The sequence below is a fragment of the Puia sp. genome (genome assembly GCF_035546395.1).
Lineage (GTDB): Bacteria > Bacteroidota > Bacteroidia > Chitinophagales > Chitinophagaceae > Puia.
In genome coordinates, this window is the sequence record NZ_DASZXR010000008.1 from 343,971 (window position 1) to 355,801 (window position 11,831).

The following is an 11,831-nucleotide window of genomic DNA, read 5'->3' on the forward strand; positions in this document are numbered from 1 at the left end:
TTTGTCTGATCATGGCGGAAAAGGTTTAATGTGATTAACTGGATGCAAGATACAATGGATGTGCGGCGCTTAACAAATTTAAAAGGTGCACTTAAGGCACTAAATGGTTTACCATGCGTCATAAAAAATAAGTGCGAATATTTAGGTGAGCGGCGCACTGCAAAAAAAGGAACAGCAAGGCTGAAAGGATCAGTTCCGGTAGGAGTAATAAGCTTGGGATGTTGCCGATTTTAAACCCCCATTACTTTTCTGACTTTATAATCAATTGTCAGATAACGAATTGAAAGCCATAAATCAATTTTGAATATGAAAATGAGATCTCTTGTTGGGACGAGCATTATCACGATTAGTCTCCTTGCACCGGGAAGGATATGCTACGCACAAAAGGCAAATTTCTCCGGGAGCTGGCAGTTGGATCAGCAACGAACTGAGTTGGGGAATATCCCGGCCTCGGCAGCTTCTAATAGTATCAAAGTAGATCAACGGAAGGACAGTATCTTCATTGAACGGATCGGGACCACACATGTTCTGGAGGGCTTGCCGATGAATGGGATGGCGGCCCAGGTAAGGTTTTACGGTGGGACCAAAATGGCTGCGGTTGAATTTGTCACTGGCGGACTGTCTATGGAAGAAAGTGCATCTTACATCCTCGATAGCGCCGCGATCCCGGGAGTAGTATATCCACTAACTTCGAAGGAGGTCTGGACCTTGTCCGATAGCGATCGGACGCTACAAATCGTTCGGACGGTCAGTACGGTCAGCAATGGCAACTATTCCATTAAGGCGGTCTATACCAAACAAGATTAATTCATGAATGCAAAACGAACTATCACATTCGCGCTTATTTTGCTCGCTTTTTTCGTCCAGGCACAGGAGTCCTGGCATCCGGCAGCTCTTACTCTCCCCACCCGATGGAGCAAGGAAGTTGGACCGGCAAACGCATTACCCGAGTATCCGCGGCCGCAGTTGGTACGGCCGGAGTGGGTCAACTTGAACGGGCTTTGGGATTACGCCATCACGGATTCGGGAAAATCGGCGGTTGGCATGAAATACGACGGCAAGATTCTTGTCCCTTATCCCCTGGAAAGCGCCTTGTCCGGTGTAAAAAAGGCCCTTCAACCCACTCAGGAGCTTTGGTATCATCGGCACCTCTCACTTAATAAGATAGAACACAACCGCCGGTACCTGCTGCATTTTGGGGCTGTCGATTTCCAGGCCAGGGTTTTGGTGAACGGTAAGCCGGCTGGTGAGCACACCGGCGGCTACCAGGAATTTACCTGTGATATAACCGGCTTGGTTAAAAAGGGCGCAAACGAGATCTCCGTTGCCATCTGGGATCCCACGGACGATGGGATAAATCCGCATGGAAAACAATCACTTCATCCCGCTGGCATCATGTACACTGCGGCGAGCGGCGTCTGGCAAACCGTGTGGATGGAAATCGTGCCGGAACAGTACATCCATTCTTTGACCATGACGCCCGATGTGGACGGTCAATGCCTGAATCTGACCGTGAATTGCGCTGCAGGTAAAGAGCTGGAGGTGGAAGCCATGGCCAGTGACGGCAGCGTTATAAAAGGACCGGCCAACCAGCGACTACAGCTGAAACTGGCAGACCTGCGCCTTTGGTCTCCCGACAGTCCCTTCTTGTACGATCTATCGGTCCGTTTGCTCAACAAAGGAAAGGTCGTCGATGAGGTGAAGAGCTATTTTGGTATGCGCAAGATCGAGATCCGGAAGGATGCCGAGGGACAGGAGCGGATCTTCCTGAACAACCGCTACACGTTCAATCTCGGAGTGCTCGACCAGGGATACTGGCCGGATGGCCTCTATACGGCGCCGACAGACGCGGCCCTGAAATGGGATATCGAAGCGATCAAGTCGATGGGATTCAATACTATCCGGAAGCATATCAAGATCGAGCCAGCCCGTTGGTATTATCACTGCGACCGCATTGGAATGTTGGTATGGCAGGACATGCCCTATCCCGGAAACCTTTCGCCGGAAGGACGGAAGGAATTCGAGCGGGAGAACGCGGAGAACATCGAACAACTGCACAATTCTCCTTCCATCGTCTGCTGGGTATTATTCAACGAAGGTTGGAACCGATATGACCAGGAGCGACTGACCAAGTGGGTTAAAAAGACGGATCCCAGCCGTCTTGTAGATGGCCACACCGGTGAGAACTATGATCAAACGGCGCCCGCCGACCCGGCCTATAAATGGTTCGATTCCGATCTAACGGATGTCCATGAATATCCCGGTCCCGGTATTGCGCCCTACCTGCCCGGTAAAGCAAGGGCCCTGGGAGAATGGGGCGGCGTCCGGGTGCCCACGCCGGGCCATCAATGGAACGCCACACAAGGCTGGGGCTATATCCAGACAAGCAAGGCCGAGATCGCCAGAAAATACGATTTCCTGCTCCGGCATTTGCAAATATTCGAGCAGGAGGGATTGTCGGCTTCCATCTATACTCAACCTTTTGATGTAGAGATTGAAGAGAACGGGTTGATCACCTACGACCGGGAAGTATTCAAGATCCCGGTGGACAGCTTGCGGGCCGCCAACCGGTTGCTCGTACCCTCTACCATCACTTCGAATCCACACGTTGCTGATGCAGCCGGCGGTACGAGGCGGGAGTAAGGTTATAGATGCCCTTGAAGGTCTTGTTGAAACTGCGTTGTTTCTTATAACCGCTGTCAAGGGCAATCGCCTTGATCGAATCATCCGTTTCCAATAGCCGAAGGGCAGCGCGGCTTATGCGCTGGTAAATGATGTAGGAATGAACCGTTCGATGGACAAGAGCATGGAATCCGGTCTGCAGCTTCTCCCGGTTGATGGTGAAGCGGCGGCAGATGTCCTGTATTGAATGCTCTTCATATAGGTTCTCATCCAGATAGTCCCTGATCTTTTCGATCAACAACGCATCTTTTCTTTTCATTAGCATCTGATTTTCTACTACTAACCCCGAGCACGCATTGCGCCGGAAAAGTAAGCGTAGCTGCTGCGTTGAACTCGCAGCGAGATGAATTAGTTTGGCGGCCTGAATGAAAAAAGGTGTTTCCACTCAGGCATTTTTCCCTCTTCCTATTCCTGGTCCTTGCCAGTCTGCTGGATTGGGCACAGGGAAGGCCAATTCCAAACAATCCACGGGATACTACACTGCCCAGGATCGACAGCCTCCGCGCCGTGATCGTCTCGTCGAAGCCCCGTCCGCGGGTGAAGACGGATACCGTAGAATACAATACGGAGAATATGCGGCTGCGGATGCATGCAACGGTGGAGGATATGCTGGGACGGCTTCCCGGCCTGCGGATCGACCCCAGCGGCGCCGTTTATTATAACGGGGAGAAAATCGACAAATTACTGGTGGACGGCGAGGACATTTTCGCCTCCGACCCAACGCTGATTACCCGGAACTTCGACGGAAGCAAGATCGCCCGCGTCCAGATCCTCAACCGAAAGAGCGACCACGCGCGTTTCACGGGCATCGACGACGGGACCCGGACGAAGACGCTCAATCTTATCATGAAGGAAAGCGAAAAGAACGGCTATTTCGGTAAGGGGGAGGCGGGCGGCGACACCGAAGGATACCATAGCGCGGATGGGTTCCTGGCAGCATTCCGGGATAAGGAGCAATTCATGGTGCTTGGTCAGGCCGCCAATACCGGAGCAGCGGGAATGGATATCAACGGGACCGGTTCAGGGCGGATCATCAGCTACAATATTATCGGCGATCCATTGGGCGCGTCGGCGGGAGCGGGTATTCCCCGGTACGAGGCCGCTGCCGCCCACTACGGGAATGCCTGGCGGGACAGCAAGGATCATCTTACGACCAACTACCAGTTCAGTCATTCCGCCACGGAGCCGCTGACGACGACGACCAGCGTTGAAACCCTTCCGGGCGGCATTTTTGGCCAGTCCCAATGGAGCGCCTCAGATAACACGCAGGATCAGCAACTGTTGTATGGCATGTTCGATTGGGCGTCTTCGAAGCGAACGGCGCTGGAGATGACTTTTGAAACGAGTAAGTCCAATGGCATCAATCAACTGGAGGCCAGGACCGGCAGTAGTCTCAATGATACGCTGCAAAACAGCGGCGAGCGGACCATCCGGGACAAGGTGAATGGGCAACATTTCAACACCGGCATGTCGTGGCGCATCGGCATGGGGAAAAACGCGGACCATGTGCTGTCGTTCAATTTTGGCGGCGGCAGGATCGATAATGTGACGGACGGGTATCTTTATTCGTTGAACCGATTTTATCAAAATGGCGGCGTTCAAAGCCAGGATACTGTGGATCAGCGCAAGGCTATCGCGAGCCACACGACCAACCTCGGCGGTGGACTCAACTATGCGGAGCCCCTGTGGAAAGATGCGACCCTGGGATTTAGCTACGGGGCCTATTTATCGGGCGACAAACCGTTACAGGCCAGCTACGGCCGGAACGGGGGCAAATACGATCTGCGCATCGATAGCCTGAGCAGTTATTACCAGACGAAAACCGTCATTCAAAATGCGGCGATCATCCTGCAAGGAAGCAATAAGGTATTGAGCTATAGCATAGGCAATAGCTGGCTGGGGTTCAGCTACCGGCAACAAGACCTGCTGGCCAAGTCGCTCCAGCATTGGAACTACTGGAACTGGGCGCCGCGGGCGCGGCTCACCTACACGCCGAATCCGGCCTTAAGTTTTGTTTTCGGGTATTCGGCCTCCACCCAGCAACCGGCGATCACCCAGCTGCAGCCGGTGACCAACAATAGCGATCCGCTGCATCTGACCCTGGGCAATCCGGACCTTCGTCCCGCTTTCAACCAGACTATCGAATGGGAATTTCACCGCTTCAAGACCTGGAACCTGAACATCTCCGGCAACCTGGCGCTGGCCAGCAATGCCATCAGCACAAAGACGACGACCGATACCCTGGGCAGACAGGTCAGTCAGCCCGTGAATGTCGACGGCGGCCGGTCGGTCAATTTTAACCTATCCGTGGACCGCAGATTCGGGGATATCGATGTTTCGTTGCATAGCAACGCGAACGTTAGCCGGTCGGTCAACTATGTGAACGCGGACCTCAACCGCAACACGGCCTTCAACGGCGCGGGCGGGGTCAACCTGGGACGCTATGTAACGGGGAAGTACTCGGCGCAACTAGGGGCCAACTATGGATATTTCAGCCAGAAGAGCAGTGTCAATGCCAGCGCGCCCGTTCATTACTGGACACAAAACTACAATGCCAACTTCAGTCTTTTCCTCATCAAAGATTTCAATCTGACCACCAATCTTGTCTACAACGCGCAGGGGCGATCGGCCAGCTTCCCAACCAGTACCTCGACGGCTTACTGGAATGCCGCCCTTGGCCGGAATTTCCTGGAGAACCGGTTGGAGGTCAGGTTCCAGTTCAACAATATCCTGAACAGCAATGCGGGGATCGGCCGGTCCAATACCGGAAATATCGTTACCCAAACTTCCACGAATATCCTGGGCCGGTATTGGCTGCTTGGCGCGGCGTATCGGTTTGATCATAAATGGAAAAGGAAATGATGCGGGGCGTGTTTACTGAGCTGCTGCCCGCGGCCATTAGCCCTGATGCCAATTATGTCAGCTATGTATCAGCACCCCGGGCGCCTGACCTTTGTCGCACCTGCAATCGGCCGCGGGCAGTGGTAAACGGCTGCTCGGCTACGGAACGAATGGAAATTTCACCCTGGAGAGGCGGCGAAACTGACAGCGGAGACGGTATCCAAAAGATCGATTGGGGCGCCAAAGCGCAGGCCGAATCGAAGAAGGGAAGTTCTGCTATTTTAATCGAATATGGGAAGCACTTCCTTCCAAAAATGCACCTGGTTGCCCAGGGAAGGAGCCCCCGCTGAAAAGTGGGTATACCCTACGAAAAAATAGGCATCAAAGTTTTTTAAACGAGGGTCTATCAACCGCAACTTTTTGCCGACTGCATTCCGTTTATCCTCGTTGTCGATCCGGAGTCTTACAAACCACCCGGAGAGTTCAAAGAGCCGAAAGCAATAGGGGCTTTTTTTGCCGGCGGTGAAATAGCGATTGCCGGACGGCAGATTTGGCCACGCGCAGCGGATCCCGCCGCCGGCCTGTCCACAGAATGCTTTCCCGAGTTCCTCGGCATAGTCCGCCGTGCACTCGATAAAAACCTCCTTTTTATCCCTTTTTGGCAGTTCATCGATGATCGCGGCAAAGTTTCTGTCCGCTACGCTGTCTTTACTGACAAAAAAACGGAGTGCCGATGACTCATAAGGCACCTGAAACGATTTGCCCTCCAGCCGCCTTTTCCTGTTTTTTCCCATCCTGTTTATGTCGGCTTTTGTATAAAGCACGACGTAGTATCCGTCAAAGAACAAACTATCGGTGCAACCGCATCTTGCTTCCCTGGTGGTATCGGCGCCGATTGCAAAGATGCGGGCCGACAATACCAGTAAAGACAGCATCAAGATTCTTCTCATCGTTTAGTCTTTTATTTTCCGGGAGGAGGCGCTGCCCCCTGAACATAAAATAGATATTTTCTATCGATGGGATGGTCGATTCTATTCAACAAGATCGGGGCTAATTTGCTCGAAACCGGCGCATCAGGGACATTAGGAACCCAACAATCACCTAGCACGCAGTCCGGTTTTTTCATCCCAAAGTTCATGGTGGCCGCCATCGGGCTGGCATCGCCATGTTCTGCTCCTAAATTATGCCCTATTTCATGGTTAAAGATATTCTGCAGCATTTTATCCTCGTCATTCCCGGCATCGGCGGCTTTTTTAATATTTGCGTTGAATAACGTGATCCTGTAACCGGTAGCTTTGCCCAGGGGTGTCTTGCCTTCCTCCGTTTCTTTTGGCTCCTCGTTGGTCGTCGTGACGATATTCCCAAACTTTCCTCCACCTCCAAAAGAGTTGGTAAAGGTATCCCCGTCGGCAGCTTTCTTTGCATCTGCAGCATTATCAAATCCTTTCGCGCTAAGTTCATATTTTATCACCGTGTAAGTGCCATCCTTTGCTTTACCCGTTGTGGTTGTAGTGCCGTTGTACTCGGCTATTGAAGCGTTCAAGGCCTTGACCTGTTTATCCGATAAATCATTCGTATTATAATAGTAGTTGGCTTTGATCGTAATGACATTCGGGTCTTTCTTTGTTCCCTGGCCCTGCGTGTAGGTCACTTCACCGTCTTTGCCGTCCGGATCGGTAAAGATAACAGGGTTGTTGAACGTGTAGTTGTAGGGCGTCCAGCCTTGATACCGGTCTGTATGAGGATCAATGGTCCACATTCTGCCTATCTGAGGATCGTACATTCTCGCCCCGTAATCATACGATTCCAGCCCCGTTCCGTCGGAGAACTCCTTATTCTGGAGTTCTTTTCCATTGAACTTATATTTGTTTTCATTGTAGTTGGCTTTCAATGCCCTATCGCTGATTCCCGCCATCGTGAGCCCAAATGGGTAGAAGTGATTCTCTTCGAGTACCGGGCCTTGCCGGTGTGAGACGGAAAGATTGTCAAAAAACACATCCCAACCCTGCGTCTCATTGCTCACCCAAATATACAAATAACCGTTGCGATTTATGTTAAGGGCGGAGCCCGGCGCCACTGTATTCAGTTGGCCGGCGGGGTACGTGCTGCTTGCCGCCGCCACGGCGCTGCTCAGGGCGCTTACATAGTTGAACTGATCGTCCAGGAAGATCCAATTCAGGTAGGCTTTCGGGTAGGTGGTTCCCGGATTCGGGTCGTCGCTGTTCAGGAAGCTTGTCAAGCCCGCAAACACCGCGCTGTTGGAAGCCGTAAGGTTGGCGATGGTCCCGTGTGAGCCCCCGGTTGCTGTCACCAGCCCATTTGCCAACGAGGTCAAAATGTCATTGAAGGAGCTGGTTTGGGCGGAATTTGTTCCTGTTTTGTAGAAGCTTTTTACGGCCATGCTTATTGTATCCCCGCTCATTACTTTCAGCAGCAGGCTCGGCCCAGCGCGCTGTCCGCTGCCGTTTACCCGGGCAACACTGTCATTCGGCACCGTTGTGTTGTCCGTTGGATAGCCGCTGACGGATGAGCGCGGATAACAGGATGCGGCGATGTTGGCAAACAGCTGCGATTCCGTCGTACGATAGGCCGCTTCCATGGTTGCCATATAGTTTACAGTGTCTCTTTGCTGCGTCAGCACCATTCTTGTGTTGGCAAGATGATCCTTTTCAAAGAAGTCGTATTCAAATTTGTAGGCTGTGCTACCGGATAGATATTTATGGAAGGACCATCTCACCTTCCCTTCTTCATGTGATATAAATTGCAAAGTATCTATCCCACTGCCCGTTAAGGTTGAAGTACTTTGATAGACGAAGCCCGAAAGGTAGGTTGTTACCGTCTTTTTGTTGGCTGGAGAGTCGGCAACTATTTTTTGAAGCCTTGTTCCCGCTGCGTCGTACACATAGGTAATGTTGCCCTTGGATTTCATATGTACGAGTTGCGGCAGGTTCAGATAATTATAGGAAATCTTATCGATGGCCTTGTTGTTATCAAGGTTCAAATTGCCATTCCCGTCATAGGTGTAATCAAAGCTTCCTTTCGTGCCGGTAAAGTGAAAATCCCCCAACAGGGTGGTCGGGCTATTGGCGAGATCATTTACCTGCGACAACTTGTTGCTGTTCGCCTGATAGCTGTACACCAACGAGTCTATCGCAGAAGACCCCCCCACTTTGAACCCATTCTGATTCATACTCAAAATGTTCCCATTGGCGTCATAGGCAAGGTTGCTGACGGAGAAGTCGATTTGATTCTTATCCCAGCTGCTACCACTCGTATTTTGCAAGTAGCCCGCTCCCGTTAGGCGGTTTACATAGTCGTAAGTGAAATCGTATTTTCTATTGATGCCCGAACCCGCGCTTTTCCATACTGCGCCATCGATATTGCCGTTATATTGTGGGGCCAGATACGTGTTTCCCTGGGCAACGGACGCCGTTTTGTCATAGCCCAACTCCATCCCGAAAAAGTGATTGGCCGTACCCGCTACATAGCTCTTGTTAATGCCGGTAACCCAACCTCGGATATTATAGTCGAAAATGACGCTATCCACCTTGTTCCCGAGGAATTTTATGCGGAGTTGACCCAGTTCGTTGTACTGCAGACTGTCTATGAGTTGATCGGCGACCGCATTATCGATATTCTTATAGAGATGGCGGACGCGCCTGGCCTGATCGTAATCCATTTTTGTCGACACGAGATGATTTTGCACCGTATTTCCCTTCTTCTGATGTCCCTCCAGCGTCCGGATGGGGTTTCCGGTAAAGTCATACTGCGTGGTCAGCGTGTCTATTCCGCCGGTGTAGTTGCTATTTTGGGTCTGGATGGTCCTTCCCCGATCGTCATAAAAGTTGACGCTGTACAGATATTGACTGGCCGACCCGATCACTTTCTTCATGGCCCCGGTGGGCATTCCCCGCGTAATATAGGAGGGGGTAAGTGATACGGCGTACACGGGCGACGTATTGAAGGTCGTGTAGAAGTAGTTCGCATTCGAAGTCTCGTTGGTGGCCATCGTAGCGGAAAGACCGGTTCCGGGTACCCAGTTGTAGTTGTCGTAAAAGATCGTCGTCAGCAGCTCGTTGGTGTAGGAGGCGACCACCGGAAAATTATTGGACTTGAAGGCCGTAGTATCATAATAGGTCAGATGATTGTAATTCGTGGGATCGGTGATCAAACCCGTCGAATCCGGCCTGTTCTGAGAATCGTATTTGGTGTATTGCCATTTTTGCAACACGCGAAGCGCCGAATCCTGGGACATCACCAACCGGTCGCGAATATCGTACACCATCCATTCCTCGCCCGCTCCCGGATTTTTCTTTACGATCATATGACCATGCGCGTCGAATTCGTATCGGAAACAGAGCTCGAAGGAGATACTGGTAGAGATCGACCAATTGCTATTGATCAGCTGTACGGCCTTAGGCGGGATCACAAACCGGAGATTATTCTCATCATCATAGACATAATACGTACACAGCCAGCCGACATGCGCCGTACCGGGGCTGGCCGCCAGCTGTTGTTTCTTCAGCATCGTATGACCCGACTTGTCCTTGTATTCAATGGTCTGATGGCCCGCCTCGTCGGTCGTCACATTTTTGAACAGCGTCCCTGCCGCATAGGTCGCGGTGCTGGTGGGGATACTGCCGGCCGCGGCGGCGATGTTCCAGAGTCGGACACTGTCGGCCGCCTGATTCAGCAGGTATTGCTGAACGATCCCCCGGAGTGAACCACCCCAGTTGATCCCGGGAGCATAGGTCGCCACCGGCCGGCTCACCGGCGAGGGCTCCATCCTCACCTGCCCGTAATAAAATTGTTCCGCGGGATATTGCGCATTATTGAAATTGAACTGATCCCCCATCGCCGTGACCTTGTAATTCCCATCGGCGGTGGACGCGGGATAGGGAAGATACTGGTTGACCTCCCGGCCGTAATTGTCGTACACCTGGACGGACACCAGGTCTTTTTGCTGCGGCGTCTGCTGTTTGGCCACGGTCTGGATCGGCCGGCCGATGCCGTCAAAATACTGGTTCACCTGGGCAACATCATAAGGGCTGCTGAGCGCTAACAAGCTGGCGGAATCGGGTACACCTGCCTTTTGAACCGTGCGGCTGGTGATATAATTCAGGTCGGGGGCGGTGGTTCCGATCACCACCTGCGCGACGGTGGAGTATTCGACGTCGCCCGCGGAGGTGACCTTTCTACGGTACCAAATCGGCGCACTGAGGGCTCCGGGAGTATAGTATTGGGTCGTTATGCCGCTGATATCGGTGAAATTGACCCCGTCTGTCGAGCTTTGCCATTGGAAGGTGTAGCCGCCGGCGCCGCCGGTGGCAGGTGTCGAGGTGATCTCGCCGGGGCTGGTGCCGGTGGCCACCGAGCTAAAGGCCGGTGAAAGCGTTCCGCCAAGCACCTGCGGATAAACGTCGACCGTCGCGCTTGCACTGGAAGTGCTGTCCCCATTGCTCTTCACCGACACCCTGTAATACGTTTTCATGGTGGCCGGCGCCGGTGTACAGCTGGTCGTCGTGGCGCCCCCGACGGGGACCCAGATGATGGCATCCGTGGAAGATTGCCATTGATAGCTGTAGGTTCCGCTGCCCCCCGAGACGCCGGAGAGGGTAAGCAGCGCCCCGGCCGTGTTATAGTTGACGGTTTGGCTCGAAGGACTGATCGTCCCGGTGACCAGGGCCGGGTAAACCGTTACGGTCGCTACGGTCGAATTGGCGGTACTGCCCGAACCCGTTTCGGTCACCTGCCGGCGATAATAGGTCGTCGCGGTTATTGGAGAGGAAAAGACCAGGTTTTGTCCAGTCGCTCCCGTGATATTGGTATAGGTGCTGTTGTTGGGACTGGATTGCCACTGATAGGCGTAGTTGGGGGTGGAACAACTGCCCCCGGTGGCCACAGGGCACAAAATGGAGGCCGGAATTTTGTTATAGTTGATGGTTTGTGCCGGATTGCTCACCGTGCCGCCGCCGAGCGCGGTCATCACACTGACATTCAGGGTGGCGGAGCCGGTGGGGTTGGTGGTAGTCACCTTGACCACGCCGCTGCTGCTGAATACGACCGTGACCTGTGGCTGCGGGGTGCCGCTGCCATTGCCGACGATGGTTCCTGTGGTTTGAAACCAGTTGATATTCGTGCCGGAGGTCCAGGGGCCGGCGATGGTATAGGTGTACTGCACGCCCGCGGTGACGCAGGTGGGCCCGGTGATCGAGAACTGGGCCTGCACGGAACTCAACAGCGAACCGGTGAGTACGAGGAGGATCGCAAGCGATCGCCAAATATTGATAGAAGGAGGGGTCTTCATG

The 11,831-nt window shown here is 53.0% G+C and carries 6 protein-coding genes; 3 read left to right on the plus strand and 3 right to left on the minus strand.

The annotated features are described in order from the left end of the window. Positions 1 to 312: 312 nt before the first annotated feature. Together VHE34_RS09820 and VHE34_RS09825 are read left to right on the plus strand one after the other, a co-directional pair. Positions 313 to 807 carry a hypothetical protein gene (locus tag VHE34_RS09820; protein WP_325587241.1) on the plus strand — a complete coding sequence of 165 codons (495 nt, stop codon included), beginning with the start codon at positions 313 to 315 and terminating at the stop codon, positions 805 to 807. Positions 808 to 810: 3 nt separating this feature from the next. Continuing rightward, on the plus strand, positions 811 to 2,643 hold the full coding sequence (locus VHE34_RS09825; protein ID WP_325587243.1) for a glycoside hydrolase family 2 protein: 1,833 nt from the start codon (positions 811 to 813) through the stop codon (positions 2,641 to 2,643). Here VHE34_RS09825 and VHE34_RS09830 read toward each other — a convergent pair. Beyond that, a complete protein-coding gene (locus VHE34_RS09830) occupies positions 2,591 to 2,941 on the minus strand; it encodes an AraC family transcriptional regulator (protein ID WP_325587246.1) in 351 nt (116 codons plus the stop codon). The genes VHE34_RS09825 and VHE34_RS09830 overlap by 53 nt on opposite strands. A gap of 116 nt (positions 2,942 to 3,057) precedes the next feature. On the opposite strand from VHE34_RS09830, the gene VHE34_RS09835 reads away from it, so the two are divergent. After that, a complete protein-coding gene (locus VHE34_RS09835) occupies positions 3,058 to 5,544 on the plus strand; it encodes an outer membrane beta-barrel protein (RefSeq protein WP_325587248.1) in 2,487 nt (828 codons plus the stop codon). Between the two features lie 260 nt (positions 5,545 to 5,804). On the opposite strand, the gene VHE34_RS09840 is transcribed toward VHE34_RS09835, so the two are convergent. Next, complete coding sequence (locus tag VHE34_RS09840) at positions 5,805 to 6,473, minus strand: hypothetical protein (protein WP_325587250.1); 669 nt, start codon at positions 6,471 to 6,473, stop codon at positions 5,805 to 5,807. An 11-nt stretch (positions 6,474 to 6,484) separates the two neighbouring features. Next, the gene (locus VHE34_RS09845) at positions 6,485 to 11,830 is read right to left on the minus strand and encodes a DUF6443 domain-containing protein (protein WP_325587252.1); all 5,346 of its coding nucleotides are present in this window, start codon (positions 11,828 to 11,830) and stop codon (positions 6,485 to 6,487) included. Position 11,831: the final 1 nt, after the last annotated feature.